15 protein-coding genes and 2 tRNA genes are annotated in these 18259 nt (G+C 45.7%); 7 read left to right on the top strand and 10 right to left on the bottom strand.

Annotation, left to right across the window (positions count from 1 at the left end; genetic code table 11):
* Nucleotides 1-103: 103 nt before the first annotated feature.
* Together H8792_RS02785 and H8792_RS02780 are read left to right on the top strand one after the other, a co-directional pair.
* Nucleotides 104-1066 (top strand): L,D-transpeptidase Cds6 family protein, encoded by a 963-nt coding sequence (locus H8792_RS02785; RefSeq protein WP_194947620.1) that lies wholly within the window; start codon nt 104-106, stop codon nt 1064-1066.
* The gene (locus tag H8792_RS02780) at nt 1056-2153 is read left to right on the top strand and encodes a L,D-transpeptidase family protein (protein ID WP_194947619.1); all 1098 of its coding nucleotides are present in this window, start codon (nt 1056-1058) and stop codon (nt 2151-2153) included. Before H8792_RS02785 ends, H8792_RS02780 begins: the two co-directional genes overlap by 11 nt.
* A gap of 121 nt (nt 2154-2274) precedes the next feature.
* Here H8792_RS02780 and H8792_RS02775 read toward each other — a convergent pair whose 3' ends face one another.
* The 3 genes from H8792_RS02775 to H8792_RS02765 all read right to left on the bottom strand — a co-directional run bounded on the left by H8792_RS02775 (nt 2275) and on the right by H8792_RS02765 (nt 5274).
* Entirely contained in the window at nt 2275-3090 is an 816-nt protein-coding gene (locus H8792_RS02775) for a M14 family zinc carboxypeptidase (protein WP_228766896.1), read from the bottom strand.
* A gap of 260 nt (nt 3091-3350) precedes the next feature.
* Nucleotides 3351-3779 (bottom strand): DNA polymerase III subunit chi, encoded by a 429-nt coding sequence (locus tag H8792_RS02770; RefSeq protein ID WP_194947617.1) that lies wholly within the window; start codon nt 3777-3779, stop codon nt 3351-3353.
* A gap of 19 nt (nt 3780-3798) precedes the next feature.
* Nucleotides 3799-5274 (bottom strand): leucyl aminopeptidase, encoded by a 1476-nt coding sequence (locus H8792_RS02765; RefSeq protein WP_194947616.1) that lies wholly within the window; start codon nt 5272-5274, stop codon nt 3799-3801.
* Nucleotides 5275-5506: 232 nt separating this feature from the next.
* Here H8792_RS02765 and lptF point away from each other — a divergent pair, with 232 nt between their 5' ends.
* Together lptF and lptG are read left to right on the top strand one after the other, a co-directional pair.
* Nucleotides 5507-6610, top strand: coding sequence for an LPS export ABC transporter permease LptF (gene lptF / locus H8792_RS02760; protein ID WP_267463296.1), 1104 nt, complete (start codon nt 5507-5509; stop codon nt 6608-6610).
* Nucleotides 6607-7701 (top strand): LPS export ABC transporter permease LptG, encoded by a 1095-nt coding sequence (gene lptG, locus H8792_RS02755; protein WP_228766895.1) that lies wholly within the window; start codon nt 6607-6609, stop codon nt 7699-7701. Before lptF ends, lptG begins: the two co-directional genes overlap by 4 nt.
* Before the next feature lie 92 nt (nt 7702-7793).
* Here the strand turns inward: lptG and H8792_RS02750 are convergent, their stop codons facing one another.
* The 4 genes from H8792_RS02750 to galU are packed head-to-tail and all read right to left on the bottom strand — an operon-like array spanning nt 7794 to nt 12868.
* Nucleotides 7794-9152: a phosphohexomutase domain-containing protein gene (locus H8792_RS02750; RefSeq protein ID WP_194947614.1), complete on the bottom strand. Its 1359-nt coding sequence runs from the start codon at nt 9150-9152 to the stop codon at nt 7794-7796.
* Between the two features lie 50 nt (nt 9153-9202).
* Nucleotides 9203-10447: a nucleotide sugar dehydrogenase gene (locus H8792_RS02745; RefSeq protein ID WP_194947613.1), complete on the bottom strand. Its 1245-nt coding sequence runs from the start codon at nt 10445-10447 to the stop codon at nt 9203-9205.
* Nucleotides 10437-12002: a glucose-6-phosphate isomerase gene (gene pgi, locus H8792_RS02740; RefSeq protein WP_194947612.1), complete on the bottom strand. Its 1566-nt coding sequence runs from the start codon at nt 12000-12002 to the stop codon at nt 10437-10439. Before pgi ends, H8792_RS02745 begins: the two co-directional genes overlap by 11 nt.
* On the bottom strand, nt 11999-12868 hold the full coding sequence (gene galU, locus H8792_RS02735; RefSeq protein ID WP_194947611.1) for a UTP--glucose-1-phosphate uridylyltransferase GalU: 870 nt from the start codon (nt 12866-12868) through the stop codon (nt 11999-12001). The genes pgi and galU overlap by 4 nt, the downstream gene beginning before the upstream one ends.
* 264 nt (nt 12869-13132) lie before the next feature.
* Here galU and H8792_RS02730 point away from each other — a divergent pair, with 264 nt between their 5' ends.
* Together H8792_RS02730 and H8792_RS02725 are read left to right on the top strand one after the other, a co-directional pair.
* Nucleotides 13133-14980 carry a methyl-accepting chemotaxis protein gene (locus tag H8792_RS02730; RefSeq protein WP_194947610.1) on the top strand — a complete coding sequence of 616 codons (1848 nt, stop codon included), beginning with the start codon at nt 13133-13135 and terminating at the stop codon, nt 14978-14980.
* A gap of 236 nt (nt 14981-15216) precedes the next feature.
* Complete coding sequence (locus tag H8792_RS02725) at nt 15217-15843, top strand: OmpA family protein (protein WP_194947609.1); 627 nt, start codon at nt 15217-15219, stop codon at nt 15841-15843.
* A gap of 102 nt (nt 15844-15945) precedes the next feature.
* On the opposite strand, the gene H8792_RS02720 is transcribed toward H8792_RS02725, so the two are convergent.
* Nucleotides 15946-16021 (bottom strand) — tRNA-Asn (locus H8792_RS02720).
* Nucleotides 16022-16315: 294 nt separating this feature from the next.
* On the opposite strand from H8792_RS02720, the gene H8792_RS02715 reads away from it, so the two are divergent.
* Nucleotides 16316-16549 carry a hypothetical protein gene (locus H8792_RS02715; protein WP_194947608.1) on the top strand — a complete coding sequence of 78 codons (234 nt, stop codon included), beginning with the start codon at nt 16316-16318 and terminating at the stop codon, nt 16547-16549.
* A gap of 321 nt (nt 16550-16870) precedes the next feature.
* On the opposite strand, the gene H8792_RS02710 is transcribed toward H8792_RS02715, so the two are convergent.
* Together H8792_RS02710 and H8792_RS02705 are read right to left on the bottom strand one after the other, a co-directional pair.
* Nucleotides 16871-17584 (bottom strand): peptidylprolyl isomerase, encoded by a 714-nt coding sequence (locus H8792_RS02710; protein WP_194947607.1) that lies wholly within the window; start codon nt 17582-17584, stop codon nt 16871-16873.
* Nucleotides 17585-18152: 568 nt separating this feature from the next.
* Nucleotides 18153-18229 (bottom strand) — tRNA-Val (locus tag H8792_RS02705).
* Between the last annotated feature and the right edge of the window lie 30 nt (nt 18230-18259).

The following is an 18259-nucleotide window of genomic DNA, read 5'->3' as shown; positions in this document are numbered from 1 at the left end:
TACTTACAATAATTTACGGCTTTTACGAGATTAGATAAGGCTTATGCAGGCTCATTTTTCATTCAATTTTCAGCATTCCATTTTTTCCAAGACTTCTTTTCGCATGTTTTCTGCAGCAGCTTTTCTGGGGGTGTGTCTTTCTTTGGCTACCCCGGTCTCCGCTTCCGATGTGAAGGGGCTTTCACCGCAAAAACAGCAGCAGCAATTTGAATACGGTTTGGATGCAGCCAAGCGTGGAGCCTTGGATAAAGCTTATAAAATTTGGATGGATTTGAAACGTAACCCGACTAATTCGCTTGAGTTGCAACGTGCATTGCAGAATAACCTGGCGGTGATCCTGATGCAGCAACGAAAATATGATGAAGCCGAAAGAATTCTCGATCAATCGTTGCAGTCCGATAAACAGATCGCGACGACTTTGGATAACTTAAACCAGATTTACGCCTATCAAGCTCAAAAGGCCTATAAAAGTGTATTTAGCAAGAGTAAACTGGTCGAACCAAAAGGGGAGTGGTTGAGTTATGCTGCCCCGCAAGGCTCTGATATTGCAACACAAATTGCTCAAACTAAGCCGGTGGCAAAACCGATAGTGAAGCCGGACAGCAAAGAGCCTGAAGCAAATAAAGAGTTGGTTATCGCGATAGCCGGAGACCAGAAAAGAAGCGAATCGGAACCTGAGATCAGTAAGCCTAAGTTTAATTTAGCCGATTCGATTAATGCATTGGAAATGACCGGTTTGGTTGAATCCTGGCGTCAGGCTTGGGCATCACAGGATGTTGATCGTTACCTGAGTTTTTATGATAGCGAGGAGTTTGTGCCTAAGAGTGGCATGAGCTATTCTGAGTGGGAGCGTTCACGTCAGCGAATTCTGAAAAGACCGAAGTTTATCCGCATCTATCTGGATGATATTCATGTTGAGGAAATTTCTTCCGACGAACGCAAGGTAATGTTTACCCAGCGTTATCAATCGGATCGTTTTAAAGACAGCATGCATAAGACTTTGGTGTGGAAAGCAAAGCAAGGTGATTGGAAAATCATAAAGGAGCAGGCAAGCGATGAAGAATAAACTCGGGAAGCGTTTTCGCTTAAGAGCCGGTCTTTTGTCGATGGCGATTTCTTCGCTATTGCATAGTGTTCCCGCTTCGGCTGACGATGTGGCTGCTGCCGAGCAGAATCTGTTATCCGGTCTGGAGTCCATTCAAGGGCTGGCTTTGGATAAAGCCTTATCGCATTTTGAAGAGTTAAGTGACCAATATCCGAAGTATAAACTGGCGCAGTTGATGAAGGCTGACCTGCTGGCGTTAAAGGCCGGTGATACTCAATTAATGGACGAGATTCGCAAGCGTTATGCTAACGAAGTTGCCAAGTTAGAAGATGAGGCCCGTGTTCGTTGGGACTTTGCCCAGTCTGCGATGCGCGAAGCTCCGGGATTGGATAAGTATGTTTTGAAAAGTGCCGGCCAGTCGCATTTGCTGATTGTCAGTTTGAATGAGAGCCGTCTTTACCTTTATGAACGTAATGCGAAAACCGGACATATGCAGCGTGTTGCTGACTATTATGTGACCATTGGTCGCAAAGGCAGCGGCAAGCAAAAAGAGGGTGACCTGCGCACGCCGCTTGGTGTATACCACGTTGTCGATCTGTTGCCGGGAGCGATGCTCCCCGATTTGTATGGCGTTGGAGCGCTGCCGCTAAACTATCCGAACAAGTGGGATCGCAGTCAGGGGAAAACCGGCTCCGGTATCTGGCTGCATGGTGTCCCGAGTGATACATATACTCGGGCGCCGCGTGCCAGTCGCGGCTGCGTGGTATTGAATAACAATGCCATGCAGAAATTGCTCAGTGACTATAAGCTCTCTTATGCGACACCGGTTGTTATTGTTGATGAAGATAAGCAAGCCTTCAGTTTCAGCGATGACAAGAAAGTGGTTTTGAAAGAAGTGAAGGCATGGTTAAGCGATCATTATGCAAAAGTGCCGTGGAAATCGGTCAGCGTGTATCGTTATCCGAATGAAAAGAATCTGTTCTACGTGACTTTTCCGTCACACAATAAAACCGAGTTGGTACACCAGTTCTGGCAAAGGGATCCGGAAGGTGACTGGCGTATGGTATTGCAGTCTGAAGAGCCGGTACAGGTAAAAACTCGAGTCTGATTTGCAAATCTAATTCATATCAGCGTCAAGTTGTGCGAGGAATATTTCTCATGCTCGGCTTGGCGTTTTGATATCTGCCAAGCGCTTATTTTGCCTAAGCTTTCCAGAACCTCAGCTTTCTTTACGGCTGTGGTGAATTTGCCTGATCCGGTTTGGCATTAAGGGCCGTTGTTCCTTCAGGAGATCGTCGTGCTCGTAAAGTCGGCATCTGTTTTTGAACCCAATTCTCTATGTCCTGCCACATCTGAACGATTTCCGCCTCACCCGGCATAGAATTGGCAGCTCTTAGTTCCAGAGTCAATACCGGTATTTCCAGATACTCTCCGGCATAGCGTCCTAAAGACCCAGGAAAGGTGCCTAGCTCACGATGTTTTAAAATCCCGATTTTATTTGGAGTGGCATACTCAGGCCCATCGTAATCCAGCAGGCCATAAGGAGCATGCACCGAAATAATGGCATCCGGCCGGAATTTTTTGATTACTTCGACCATCCATTTGGTTTCATTTTCCGAAGCGGCACTCGGGCCAGGATAACGGCGAGGGTTTTTCGCATAACGGTGTTTCCAGTATTTCAGTGCCCAACGATCCCAGTCAGGTGAAGGAAAGTTGCGGTTTAGATCAACGCCATTGGCATTCATACGAGTGGCGGGATTTTTACCCAATAAACCGTCGGGATTGGCTAATGGCATAAACAGCCAGTGCTGGCTGCTTCGGTATTGGTGTTTTAGCATCGCCTGCATCCACAGATAGGTGATACTGATCGCTGTGTACTCGTCGCCGTGTATGCCGCTGATAAATAGAATACGTCCGTTATGCGCCGGATTGCTTGGATCGTCCGGTTTAAACTCACGGTAGGTAAGAAGGCGGTTTTCCTTGCTGCGCAGTTCGGCTGTTTTCAGGTCGAAATTCATGCAGCCCTGATATTTTACCGTACGCAACTTTTTGGAAAATTCCTGACAGAATTCGGAAACGGTTGGTTTCGAAACGGTGTCAGCATGAGACACACCTGGAAAAAGTATGCTTAGCCCGATCAGGGAAGAAGTCAAAAGAAAGTGATAACAGGTTTTCATTGATATGAGTTTAGAGCAAACCACGCGGACTGAAAAGCCCCATTATCGCAGAAAAGGCCTATCCGCGGTTAATGAAGTTTTAGAGAAAATACCATTATTAGAAAGAAGCGAATGATTTACTAACCGGTTTAAAAACCGATTTTGTGAACGGTTGGCTGTATGCCATGCTGCTTATAAGCCTTCCAGCGCTCCCGTCCCATTTGAATCAGGTACTCCGATTGATCCAAAACTTCGATGGTTCGGCGATAAAGCTTAAAGTTATCAAAAAACTGTGGGTGAAGGTTGATCAGGACATCGCCGCGAGATTCGGCGATGTTCCCGTCATACAAGCGGATTGATGAGTGGTGCTTGCCGATTCCATGCGGAATAAAGCTCTGCGGTTTGAAATCCCATAATGCAAGATCATAGCGTCTGGCATCATCCAACGTTTCAAAACGAACATCGCATTGGCGGCGTTCCTGCCATATTTTATTGACCAGTTTATGCAGGAATGCTTCGCGTTCCTGCGGCAAATGGCTGTTTAAAACATAAAATAGAACATCTTGTTGTCCACTCATTTTTTTACAGCCGTCTCTTTTAGGCTTGCGCCATCAAAAACTCGACCAGCGCCGGTACAGGTCGGCCGGTAGCACCTTTATTGTCGCCACTGACCCAAACGGTTCCGGCAATATCCAAATGCGCCCATGGCAGGTCTTTGGTGAAGCGAGCCAGGAATTGGCCCGCAGTAATCGTACCTGCCGTGCGCCCGCCGATGTTGGCCATGTCGGCAAAGTTGGACTTCAATTGTTCATCCCACTCTTCGCCGAGAGGTAATTGCCAGAAACGATCATAGGTATTCTGCCCCGCTTGCAACAGATCGTCGGCAAGAGCCTGGTCGTTCGCCATTAAACCGGAAACGTGGTGACCTAGAGCGATAATACAGGCACCGGTCAGAGTTGCCATATTGATAATTTTGGCCGGCTGGAATTTTTGTTGAGCGTAAGTCAAGGCATCGCACAGGATTAGGCGCCCTTCGGCATCGGTGTTAAGGATTTCAATGGTTTGTCCGGATAAAGAGGTGACGACATCGCCCGGCTTGATTGCATTGCCGGAAGGCATGTTTTCCGTTGCCGGAATAACGCCGACTACATTGATTGCTGGTTTAAGTTGCCCAAGGGCTTTAAAAACACCCAGGACGGTTGCGGCACCACCCATGTCATATTTCATTTCATCCATCGCAGCCCCCGGTTTCAGGGAGATGCCGCCGGTATCGAAAGTTACCCCTTTTCCGACCAAAGCGATTGGCGCTTCGTCCCCGCCACCGTGGTAACTGAGAGAAATCATTTTAGGAGGGGTGTCGGTGCCTTGGGCAACGGCCATAAAAGAACCCATGCCCATTTCGATCATCTGTTCACGCTCAAGCACTTCCAACTCGAAGCCGTATTCCTCGGCAAGCTGCTGTGCCGTTTCAGCCAGATAGCTTGGAGTACAGAAGTTACTCGGCATATTGGCCAAATCCTGAGTTAATGCCATTCCGAATGCGGTTGCCTGACCCTGCTCGACAACACTTTGCTTTTCCTCGCAAGGAAAGCTCATGCTCTCCAGTTTCGGATCTTTTGGGGTATGTTCGCCACGACTTTCATGGCTATAGTCGTAGAAGCTGCGTTGGAATTCTTGGGTGTTTTGTGTTAGAGACCAGTTCAGGTCGCGATCAGCCGGGTAGACTAGCGGCAAGGCATTCAGCACCGATAAGGCTCCACAGTGATCCAAGGCCGAAGCCGCGGATTTTATGCAGCTCAAATAGGTTTTTGCAGAAAGTTTTTCGGCGTCGCCAATTCCGACCAGAATCAGACGGCGAGCATCGATCCCCGCTGGAGCAATAAGCAGCTGTGTTTTGCCGGCCTTGCCGGAAAAATCGCTGTTTTCGAACAGTTCAGAACTGATGGCTTGAATCGCGGCAAAGTCCGGCAGCGCTTTTAGGCTTTCTGAAAGCTGACCTTGTTGGTCAACCGGAATCAGGAGTGTATCGATATTTTGTAAATTGGTTTGGAATTGAAATTGAATGGATTTCATGCAGTGTGTACCTGAACTCTAGTCGGTTATGTCATAATTTCGTCTTGAGCGCGTGACCGGAAGTAATAAAAAGCTGGCAGGCGGCTATGAACAGCAAGAACGATCAGCTTTGTTTGTATAATGGGCATTTGAGAAATCAGGTTAAAAACCTTACCCATTTCCGATTCACAAGGTTCGACGGTTTAAAGTATTTTAAGAAAGTTACCTTTATTCTAACGCGGAGAGACCCGATTTGCGAATTCTCGATAAGACTTTAATGAAAGAATTAAGCGCGACCTTTTTGGCGGTCTTAATCGTGTTGTTACTGATCGCATTTGGTACCGAAGCGACCAAACTGCTGGCGATGGCGGTGGAAGGGAAGTTGCCGGCATCGGTGGTATTGCAGGTCTTATTCTTAAAAATTCCGGCAGCTTTGGAAATCCTGCTACCTCTGGTGGCTTTAATCAGCGTATTGCTGGTATTTGGAAGAATGTATCAAGACCAGGAGATGGTGGTCTTGCAAAGTTGTGGGATATCCAGCGGGTATTTCAAGAAGCTGGTTGCTTGGTTTTTCATCCCTTTGGTGATTTTTACGGCGTGGATCACATTATATGTGACACCTTGGAGCTATCAAACCGAACGAGAACTAATTCGAGAAGCCCAAGAGATTTCTCCTGTTGCCGGTTTAATTCCCGGAAAATTTAATGTGCTGCCGAATGCAGCCGGGGTGCTGTACGCAAAAACCATCGATGCGAAAGGGGGGATGAAGGGCGTCTGGATCCAATATGGTGACGAAGAAATTCCTTGGGTTTTGGTGGCAGAGAAAGGACGTTTTATTCAGCAGCAGAACCAGATTATTTTGCGTTTGGAATCCGGTTGGAGTTACCGCGGTCTGGGAAGTGATACTGATGAACTGCAAGTTCAGACCTTCAGTCGTTTTGAAAGCGTGCTGCCGGCACTGTCGATCGCAGCTGCCAAACCGAGTAAATTTGAAGCGGCGACAAGTGAATTGTGGCATTCGGATCACTTACAGGATCAGGCGACTTTACAATGGCGTCTGGTGACTCCGGTTGGTTTACTGGTATTTGGACTTCTTGGACTAAAGTTGAGTAAATCCAATCCGCGTGAAGGGCGTTTTGCCAAGTTATTTGTCGCGCTGGTTGCTTATATTGTCTATAACCAATTGCTGGTGTACGGTCAGGATTTGATGAAGGAAGGTGCTTGGCCTAACTGGATTGGACTGTGGCCGATTCCCGCACTCTATCTTGTTTGGGCTTTATGGCAGAAGACCATTCCGATGCCCGAGGTTTCTGCTTTACAGAGAAAGGGACTGAGCTTCGGAGGTAGCAGCAAATGATGAATCGAATCGAACGCTATCTAGGGCAAACGGTTCTGCTGCATACCATTCTGGTCATGTTGGTTTTGCTGGTCATTCTGTCTTTTTTTGAGTTTATGAACCAACTAGGCAAACTTTCCGATGGTTATACCCTGTCAAAGGGAGTGTTATATACCCTGCTCAAAGTGCCTGTCTACGGCTATGAAATTTTTCCGATTGCACTTCTAATCGGTACTTTGATGGGGCTAGGGGGGCTTGCAAATCGTTCCGAATTAACGGTTTTACGTGTGACAGGTTGGTCTATTAAACGTATTTTGTGGGCGGTGTTGAAAACCGCGTTGCTGATGTGGCTGGTGATTGCGTCTTTAGGAGAGTGGTTGGCACCGCAAAGTGAGGCTTATGCGGTGAAAATGCGTGCGGAAGCGTTAAATAAGGATATTGCCGTCGGTAGTGGTCAGGGGTTCTGGGTACGTCAGGATAGTGAGTACATCCATATCGGACAGGTCATCTCGCAAAATGAATTACGCGATTTAACTTTCTATCGCCTACAGGGAAATCAGATAAGCGGGTTTGAAAAAGTTGCCAAGGCACGTTTTCGTAATGGTTCCTGGGCTTTTTACGATACCAAGAATAGTGAGTTAAAGTGGACGGATTCTCCGGTAAAAGATTTTCCGCCACGTTTGAGTTTGCAGCAGAGTTTGTTTGATGAATCGAGCGGGAGTTTGCCTTTGGGGCCGGAGGATTTCGTTAAGCTTGATTTGGAAACTCGCTATCTTGGAGTTTGGGATCTCTATCAATATATTAATTTTTTGAAGGAAAACGATTTGGATGCCGGTGACTATGAATTGGCTTTCTGGAAAAAAGCCGCCATGCCGTTGGTGGTGGTAGCCATGATTTCTATCGTCTTCCCGCTAATTTTCGGTTCGATGCGCCAGGTCAGTATGGGACAGAGGGTCTTTTTCGGTGTATTGATTGGAATGGGGTTTCATTTACTCAATCAATTACTTGGAAATTTAAGCGTGGTTTATCACTGGCCGGTTATGTTGGGGGCTTTTTCGCCAGCGCTGGTCTTACTGTTGATCGCCATTTTCTGGATGCAAAGAACGCGTTAATATGGCGTTATCGGTGAAATTAGTGCAATAAAAAGCCGGTAAATAGGAAATCTATTTACCGGCTTTTTGTTAAGAGCGGTTAGTCTGAAATTTTAAGCGTTGATCATGCTTTCAATTTCTTCAACCTTAGCCCATACCAAATCTTTTTCGCCGCGAGATTCGACATTCAGTCTTAAAAGCGGTTCTGTATTGGAAAGACGGATATTCATGCGCCAGGTCGGAAATTCCATACTTAATCCGTCGGTACGGTCAATCTGCGGATCCTGCGTTGCATAGAATTCTTCCACGCGAGCAATGATTGCCGCACTGTCTTTCACCCGATAATTGATCTCGCCGCTGCATGGATAGGCCGCCGCTCGTTCTTCAATTAATTCATTCAGTGTTTTACCGCTTTTGCTCATGAGTTCGGCAATCAACAACCATGGAATCATTCCGCTGTCACAATAGGCGAAATCGCGGAAGTAATGGTGTGCCGACATTTCGCCGCCATAAATCGCATCTTCAATGCGCATACGCTCTTTGATAAAAGCGTGTCCGGTTTTTGACAGAATCGGTACACCTCCGGCTTGTTCCACTTGCTCGATGGTGTTCCAAGTCAAACGCGGGTCATGTACGATTTTCCCGCCGGGATGTTTTGCCAGTAGTGTTTCAGCCAGTAGGCCGACCAGGTAGTAACCTTCGATGAAGTTACCTTGATTGTCAAAAAGGAAGCAGCGGTCGAAATCGCCGTCCCAAGCAATTCCCATATCGGCGTTTTCTTCAATAACGGCATCCGAAGTGGCAGTACGATTTTCGATGATCATCGGGTTCGGAATACCATTAGGGAAGTTGCCGTCAGCCTGATGGTGAACTTTAATGATTTTGAAAGGGAGGTGTTTTTCAATTTCATCAAAAGTCGGACCTGCAGCACCGTTTCCAGCGTTGACAACAAATTTAAACGGCTTTAATGCATCTAGTTCGACATAGCCGAGTAGATGCTCGACATAAGCCGTTTTGTCATGCTTCTCGGAAAATTGACCTTTCCGGTCGGTGAGTGGTGCGAAGTTATCTTCAATAATTCGCTGTTCCATTTCTTTCAGACCTGAGTCGCCGCTAATCGGTGCCGACCCTTTGCTGACCAGCTTCATGCCGTTGTTCCCTTTCGGGTTATGGCTGGCAGTGATCATAATGCCGCCATCGGTTTGATAGTGGCTGGTTGCGAAGTAAACCTCTTCGGTTCCGCATAGTCCCAGGTGAAAAATATCCACACCACTATCCATTAAGCCGCTGCACAGGGCATCGGATAATCCAGGGCTTTCCAAGCGGATGTCGTGACCGACTACGACAGTTTTCGGGTTGAATTCACTAGCATAGGCTCGGCCGATTTTGTAAGCAAGTTCTTCGTTTAAATCATCCGGAACTTGACCGCGAATATCGTAGGCTTTAAAAGCGGAAAGTTTTTTGTTTGACATGAAAATAGTTACCTAAAAATTAAAAAATATTCAAAGAACAAAAAGAACTACTAACGACCGACGCCATAGTAAATCATGCCTTCTTCTTCCATCCATTGCTTGTCGTAAATATTACGTCCATCAAGGATCATTGGTACATTCATGTTTTCCTTCAGGCGTTTTAAATCAGGTGACCAGAATAGTTTTGCTTCCGTCGTAACACACAGTGCATCGGTGTTACGAATCGCTTCATACATATCCAGATGAATATGAATACGCGCTTGTTGCGCAGCATCAAAAGTCTTGTTAACCCAATTGTGGAAGCTGCTGCCAAGGTTCGGATCGTAAAGATGCAGGTGACAGCCCTGATGTATGAAGGCTTCAATTAGCGTCAGACTTGGTGCTTCTTTAATAACACTTGAGTTCGGTTTATAGGTAACCCCCCACATAGCGATATGCCGACCGTCCAATTCGCAGCGGTAATGTTGCCATGCCTTGCGGAACAACAGTTCTTTTTGCTGTTGGTTGATATCGTAAACGGTTTTTAATAAGCCTTGTTGTGAACCGGACTTATCAAGCAATTTTTGCATTCTCTGCAGATCGCGTGAGAGGTGTACACCGCCGAAGCCGATTCCAGGATAGAGGTAGGTAAAGCCGATTCGTTTGTCACTTCCCAGCCCCTGACGGATTTCTTCGATATCTGCGTGGGTACTTTCGGCAACGCGGGCAAGTTCATTCATAAGGCTGATTCGAGTTGCGATCAGCACGTTAGTGGCATATTTGGTCAAAACCGCTGCCTGCGGTGTCATCTGAATAAAGATATCGCGGTTTCGGTTGAATGGTGCAAATAGCAATTTAAAACGTTTTAGCGCTTTCTCGTCGTCAGAGCCGACAATAATACGATCCGGTTTTTGGAACCCGCTGATTGCCTGCCCTTCGGCCGTGAAATCAGGGTTAACAATCACCGGCATATTGGCTTTACGCTCGATTTCTTGAATGGTTTTTAAATCCAAATTAGAACGAATAATCAGGCAATGGTCGGGATTAGCTGAATCGGATAGTCGCTCGGCGATTTCCAGAGCTTTTTTATCTTTGTCGGCACTAAGAGACAGGATGTGAACATCTGCTTCCAGATCGTAATCCGAAGAGATGTTTAAGCGCCCGCTGGCCGTCTGTTCGCCGATTAACTTGGATAATCCCGGTTCCGGGCTGCCCGTTTTAGGTTGGCCGACAAGGGTGACTTGGTTACCGGTTTCGGCCAGGCACGCCGCACAGACCATCGCGCTGATATTGGAGCCGAATACATTAACATTCATTGTTGTCTTTCCAAATGGTTTTTAGAATACCGACGGTTGAACTATCCAGACCTTCGGAATCGCAAGTTTGAATACGGTTAAGGATGTCGAGAGCGATTTTTTTACCCAATTCAACACCCCATTGGTCAAATGGGTTGATGTCCCACATCACCGATTGTACAAACACTTTATGTTCGTACAGTGCTACCAGCATTCCCAGTTGATAGGCATCTACTTCATTCAATAGAATCGTGTTCGAAACCTGATCACCAGGATAGACTTTATTAGGGTCTTCGCTATCCTGACCAACCATCATTGCCCGGCTTTGAGCCAGACAGTTGGCGATGTTTAGGTTATGGTGGAACTGGCCGCGTTCGTTTTTAGTTTGGCCGTGGATAAACAGGATAAAATCGGCCATGACTCTTTCCGTGCCTTGGTGAAGCAATTGATAGAAAGCGTGCTGCGCATTCGGTCCAACTTCACCCCACAGGATCGGGCAGGTTCGGTAACTGGTTTTTTCTCCGTTACGTCGTACGTGTTTACCGTTACTTTCCATCTCTAGCTGCTCAAGGTAGCTGGCGAAATATTTCAAGCGAGAGTCGTAAGGAAGAATCGCTTGTCCGGAAAGGTCAAGGAAATTGGTATTCCATACGCCAATTAGCCCAACCATTACCGGAATATTTTCTTTGAACGGCGCTGTACGGAAGTGAGTGTCCATCGCATAGGCACCCGCCAGCAATGATTTGAAACCTTCCATGCCTAGTTCAAGCGCAATAGTCAAGCCGATGGATGACCACATGGAATAGCGGCCGCCAACCCAGTCCCAGAAGTTGAGTTGCAGATTTTCGGCGATACCCCATTCGGTCATCTTGGCAGGATTAGCCGAAATGCCGATAAAGTGGTGTTGTAAAGCCCTCGGACAATCGGTACTTTGTTGTATCCAGAATTTTGCCGTGTCTGCCAAGGAAAGGGTGTCGATGGTTGTGAAGGACTTCGAAGCAACCACAAAAATCGTTGTAGCAGGGTTTAATTCTACTAACAGCTGTTCAAGTTGTCGGGCGTCCAAAGTGGATACGAAATGGAGATGAGGAGCCTTAGGGTGTTTTTGCATTTCCAATGCATGCGTCACCATCAGTGGCCCAAGGTCGCTACCACCGACACCGATGTTTACAACATCCGTGATTGGACTGCCTTCGTAACCTCTTAACTGTCTATTGTGTAGTTCGTTAACGATGGTTTCCATCTTTGTCCACTGTTCGGACACTTCAGGAAGTGGGTTTTCGATGTCTCTTAAGGCGGTGTGCCAGGCGGCACGGCCTTCGGAGGTATTGATTTTTTCACCTTTGAATAGTTTTTCTATCCATTCCGATAGCTGCATTTCATCTGCCATTTGCAGCAGATTGTCGATGATTTTATGATCAACTTTCTGCTTGGAGAAGTCGTACAGCATTCCCGGAATATGAATGTGAAACTCGTCAAAACGCGGATTTCCATCACTGAACAGTGTCTTTAAGTGCGTTTTTTTATACTCAGGTGCCAGTTGGGATAAAACTTGAAATGCGTTGGTGTTGATCATATCTCAAAATTCTTTAACCATTGTGCAAACTCTTCACCCAGTTCAGGATGTTTGAGTGCAAATTGAACGGTTGCTTTCAGATAGCCTAGCTTGTCTCCGCAGTCGTAGCTTTTTCCGCCAAGACAGTAGGCTTCTGCTCCTTTTTCATCCATTAATTGAGCGATGGCATCGGTCAATTGGATTTCGTTACCTGCTCCGCGAGGAGTGGTTTTAAGAATCTCTAAAATTCTGTTATCGAGGATATAGCGTCCGGTTACCGATAGGTTGGACGGGGCTTCTTCTCTCTTGGGTTTTTCAACGATGTTTACCATTTTGCATGAATCGTGCCCACATAAATCATGCCCTAAGCAGTCAACGATACCGTATTTATGCACTTCGCTTTCTGGAACCGGTTCAACCATAATCTGGCTTTGGCCACTTCGTTTAAAAGCCTCAACCATGTTTTTCAGATCTTGAGATTCTTCATTCAGAATAACGTCCGGTAATAGTACCGCAAAATCATCATCACCGATTGCCGAAGCCGCGCACAAAACGGCATGCCCTAAACCTAAAGCGGTTGGCTGACGAACGGCCACAATATTGATATCTTCGGGAATAATGTCAGCCAATTTTTGCAATTGGGCAGTTTTTCCGGCTTGAGTCAGAAGAGTTTCAAGTTCGAAGTTTTTGTCGAAGTGGTTTTCGATGGCTTGCTTGTAGGAATGGGTGACGAAAATGATGTCGGTAAAGCCGGCTCTGACAGCTTCGGTGACCACATATTGGATGAGCGGTTGGTCAACCAAAGTAATCATCTCTTTAGGGATTGCTTTGGTAGCGGGAAGAAAGCGGGAACCAAGCCCGGCAACTGGGATAACGATTTTTTTCATAGTTATTTCTGCGAGTTTTCTTGTGTGTTCTTTTACTTAATTACGCATCCATTTTAAACATATTTTTTAGAGAAATGTGAAGCTATTATTTCGATTTTTCTCACCTTGATTTGGAATAACTTTTTAAGGATGGGGTTAAAAAAAGATTTAGGATTCGCAAACCATGCCGAAAACAATTGTAGATTGAATGAATCTGCAATTACTCAACTGACGTGTTTGATAGAAAAGTTGGGCGGCTCTATTTTAAGGTATGGGAGATATATTATGTCGAAACCAATCACAGGGAAAATTGCCAATAAATATTTTTACAGCTATTTATTGGTTTCTATTTTGGTAGGTGTCATCGGTTTGTTTTTGATTGGGGCTACCGGAAGTTCACAAATTGTAGGCGTAGCGGTATTAGTCGGTTTTTTAGCCATATTTCATTGGTTATCGATTGAATTGTTCCTTAAACCAAACGTAGTTGAACCTTTTAATCAAGTTTTGGATATTACCGTAAAAGACTCTCAGGAATTGCAAAAAGAGCTGGCATTCGTAGATAGCATAAAAACGGTCGTTGATCAGGACGAGTCCAATATCATGCTTGCTGACGAGGATTTAAATATCACCTACATGAATCCGTCAATCCTAAAGACGTTGAAGAAAGTTGAAGTAGATATTCAAAAAATGCTGCCGCATTTTGTCGCTGATGAATTGATTGGTAAAAATATTGATATTTTCCATGTTAATCCCGCCCACCAAAGAAAACTGTTAGCGAACCTGACAGAAACCTACACTGCAAATCTTATTTTGGGTGAATTGCACCTGCGTATTATTGTTAATCCTTTGTGGGGTAAGGACGGCAAGCGCGACGGTTTTGTCACGGAGTGGAAAGATGTTTCCGAGCAGGTGAAGCTGGAAAAAATGCAGCGTGATGTTGAAGAAAATTTGAAAGTCATGGTTGAACGTGCGGCGATCGGTCACCTTGGCGAACAAATTGATGTTTCTGCACTGGACGGTTTTATTCATGATTTAGGCTTGCAGATTAATAATATGTCTTCGGCCATCCAAGATGCCAATGACAATATTTCCGCAGTGGTTATGCGACTATCGGCAGGGGATCTGACCAGCCGAGTCGACGGCGCCTACGAAGGTGGTCTGGGGGCGATGAAAGACGCAATTAATACCTCAATGGATAATTTGTCGAGTATTCTTGCTCAGGTTAACGTAGCGATTGAAGATATTGCCAAAGATACTCAGGCGACTGCGCAGCGCAACAGTGATCTGTCGAGCCGAATTCAACAGCAGGCGGCTTCAATCGAAGAGACGGCCGCGACGATGGAAGAGATGACCGCAGCGGTGCGCAACAATGCTTCTAACGCTCAGCAGGCAAATGACTTGACTATCAGCGCTTCGCAAAAAACTCAGCAGGGCGCAGAAGTCATGAAGCAAACCATCGAAGCTATGGAGCAGATTAAAGACTCGTCGGCACAGATTGAGCAGATTATCGGCTTGATTGACTCTATTGCTTTCCAAACCAATTTATTGGCGTTGAATGCCGCGGTAGAAGCGGCAAGAGCCGGAGAACACGGTCGTGGGTTTGCGGTAGTCGCTGGAGAAGTTCGTGCTTTAGCAGGAAAATCCGCCGAAGCGGCAAAAGATATTAAATCTTTGATTGATCAGTCGGTTGATAAAATTCAATTGGGAACCAAACTGGCGCAAAACTCCGGCGAGTCCCTGAGTGAAATCAATCATGCAATTCAACAAGTGACTGAAATCGTTTCTGAAATAGCGGCTTCCTCTAACGAGCAGGCTCAAGGTGTTGAGCAACTGAACCAGGCGATTGCTTCACTTGATCAAAATACTCAGGAAAATGCCATTCTGGTGGAAGAGTCGGCTCACAGTGCTGCGGGGATTGAACAGCAATCTCTTGAGCTGGTCGATCAAATGAAGAACTTCGAAATTTCCAGTCGTTATGTGGAAGAGGTTAAAGGGCGCAGACATCAGGAAAAATCTCCAGTCGAACTTCCTCGCCCAAAGCGGATTGAAGTCGAAGAAGTGCCTCGTATTCGCACTGCAAAACCGGCCGCAGCTAGCAGAAGCGAAGTCACTGACGAATGGGAAGAGTTTTAATCTCTTTCTAAAGTGCTAAAAGCGATACTTAACCCCAAAATTGATAAACAATTTTGGGGTTTTCTTTTATGTAGTCATCAAAAACTCGTCATAAATTTTTCAAACAGTACACTAGACCTGATTCCATATTTTAAGCTACAGTGAAACTTAGGCCTAATCGGCGCGAATTACAAGAGAGGTTCGGGCTGGCATTCATATAACAGGCTCAATTGGAAACAGATAAAAGGAAAATAAATATGAAAAAGTCTATTGCCGTGTTTTTGCCGGTAGCAGCATTATCCGCTGTCTTTTTGAATGCGCCTGCTCAGGCGGCTAACAGCGACTCCGGTTATGTCTTAGACTCAAACGGGCAGGTTGTTCGAGATCAGTTCGGTGGTTGTGTACGCAACAGCAACTGGGTTAAGGATAGCGAAGCATGCGGTGGAGAGCCGGAAGCGAAGCCGGTTGCCAAGGTAGAGCCTAAGCCTGTTGTCCAACAGAAACCTGAGCCAGAACCGATTGTCGTTGAAACGGTAGTCGTTGAAGATGCGCCAGCGGCTTTTGTCGGTTTCTTTGCTCTGGATAAGGCTGAGCTGACTGACGACGCTAAAACCAAGTTAGATGCTTATGCAGAATATATGCAAAACCATCCGCAAAAGAGTTTAGCGATCCAAGGTTATACGGATAGCCAGGGTAGTGAAGCATATAATATGGAGCTATCGCAAAAACGTGCCGATGCGGTAAAAGCGTATTTAGTTTCCAAGGGTATTGCGGCTGAGCGTATGGCTGCAGTTGGTGAAGGTGAGTCAAATCCGGTTGCCGATAATTCTACGCCGGAAGGTCGAGCGCAAAATCGCCGTGTAGAGCTTGCTTTACTGGATTGATTAAGAGTGCAATAGAAAGCGACGTTTAGGCGTCGTTTTTGAATAAGATTTCGGTAAATAAAAAAGCCGGGTTTGATATTTCAAACCCGGCTTTTTAGTATTTGGCTCCCCAACCTGGACTCGAACCAGGGACATACGGATTAACAGTCCGGTGTTCTACCAACTGAACTATTGGGGAATAGTCCGTTCAAGCTAGTCGCTTGATGTGTGCGTATTATAGGGAGAAATTTAGGGTTTGCAACAGTTTTTTAGAAAAAAATTGCATTTTTGTGACGTTTGAATTCCGTGCTTTAAAACACAAAATGATTAGGTGCTTGAAGGGGTGGTTTTAAATGCTATGTTGGGTTTATTTTTTGTGTCGATTGTTTTTTGATTAAGACTTTGATTGAGGCTCCGGTGTCCGCGGAGTTTTTACTTTTAGTATTAAATAAGGAATAATGATTATCGCTATCTTGTTAGTTGAGGAGGAGCGATGAAAAAAATAATAGGTATGAGTTTACTTTTAATGATGATCGGTACGCAGAGTGCGTTTGCACAAGATGAGTATGTTCCGGGGACGGCGACTCAGCAGGCTGCTGCTGCCGGGGGAGCCGGTTTAGGAACGGCGGGGGCGACGTTGATTGGTATCGGCTTGACGGCCGCAGTGATATGGGCAGTTGAAGCCGCAAACGATGAAGCAAATGGGACCACTGGTACGACAGATTAATTCGCGTGTTTGAGATGACGTGAGAATTTATAAAAAGTCGCTATTTAGCGGCTTTTTTGTTTATTGGCACAAGGGCCAATTCAGTTGTTTTCAGTGTTGTATTTCTGCATTGCCCAAAATACGGAGATCAAAAACTCTCCTAAAAAGTTATCAGTTTTGCTTTCTCAGGACAGCCTGCTTTTTCTGAAAGGGGGCTCGATTGCTGGGATCTGAAGCGTCGTTTTATGTATTGGGTGGTTTTTAGAGTGATTTCTCGGGGAAGCCAGATTAGGAAACCCATGACCCGATACTGAGTCATGGCAGAGGAAATGAAAGAAAGGTTTACTTGGTAATCTTAGCTTGGGATTGTAAGGATTGAATATACTCTTGAATATTCTTCTGTTCGATGAACCTGGTCAGCTGAGGTTTGATTTTCTCTAGAGTCGGCAGCTCGTCGCTCCGAGTGTCTTCAAGTTTAATGACGTGCCAGCCAAATTGAGTTTGCACAGGAGAGGTGGTGTATTCACCTTTGTTCAATTTTGCGACGGCACTTGTAAATTCCGGAACCATTTGATTCGCTTTAAACCAACCAAGTTCTCCGCCGTTTTTCGCCGATGGACCGGTAGACCTGTCTTTTGCCAGTTGAGTAAAGTCGGCCCCTTTTTTCAATTCGTCGATGAGCGCTTTGGCTTCATCTTCGGTTTTAACTAAAATGTGGCTTGCATGGTATTCATGCCTGGAGGCTTCAAGTTGCGGCATGATTTCCTTGTAGGCTTCTTTTAATTCCGTTTCGGTAATCGGGTGTGTCTGTTGATAGGCTTTCACAGCTTCGCTCACAAGAATATTGTTTGTGACCTGTTGAATTTTTTCTTGCACCTGAGGACTTTTGTCTAAGCCTTTTTTTTCAGCATCTTGAACCAGCAGTTGGCGGATGATTAATTCGTTGATTACCTCGTCTTTGTTCATTCTTTTTTCTGGTGGGAGCTGCTGGATATAGCTCTCAACAAGTGAATCAGGAATTTTTACGCCGTTAACGGTTACGGCATCTGCTGCCATACTCATTGAGCTGGCAGACAGAAGCATCAGGCCAAGCAGGGCGGATTGGAATTTTGGGTGTTTATTCATTATGTGGGGACTCAGCTAATATCTTGGTATTGATTTTTAATGAGGGTGATCTCAGGTTTTGGGTAAATATAATATATAACCCTGATACCTATCGTACTAAGTCATGAATATTTTATGGAGAATTCCTTAATGTGGAGACTGTTAAACGCTATTTTGGCTATGTCGCCACCTTATATTTAGAACCGCCCCGTCGGAAGTTTTACCGGTGCTGCCATGGAGCGTATCGAGAGCGCTTATCACTGTTCGCAGGGAGGAGGCAGGTTTATGTTCATCTTGCCGATCGGGCAAAGTTATGGTGCTTAAGTTCGGACAGTGAGTCGCATAAAAGCTTAAGAAAGAGAAATGGCTGGGTTTGCTCGGGAGGGCAAAGTATTTAATGGAGTGGTATTGTTTTTGGAAAATTAACCGGGATCACAAATACGTTGATTTGCTGTCTGGCGGAAATTGAAAATAATTAATGTTCGACAGAATAACTGTAATTAATTAGTTTTCAAAAAATTGGTACGACCGAGTGGACTCGAACCACCGACCCCCACCATGTCAAGGTGGTGCTCTAACCAACTGAGCTACGGTCGTAAAATAGAATGTTAGGCGAATGCCTATAAA

It is taken from the genome of Thiomicrorhabdus heinhorstiae, assembly GCF_013391765.2.
Classification (GTDB): domain Bacteria; phylum Pseudomonadota; class Gammaproteobacteria; order Thiomicrospirales; family Thiomicrospiraceae; genus Thiomicrorhabdus; species Thiomicrorhabdus heinhorstiae.
Note: the sequence above shows the minus strand (reverse complement) of the source record. Positions and strands in the feature narration are given on the sequence as shown.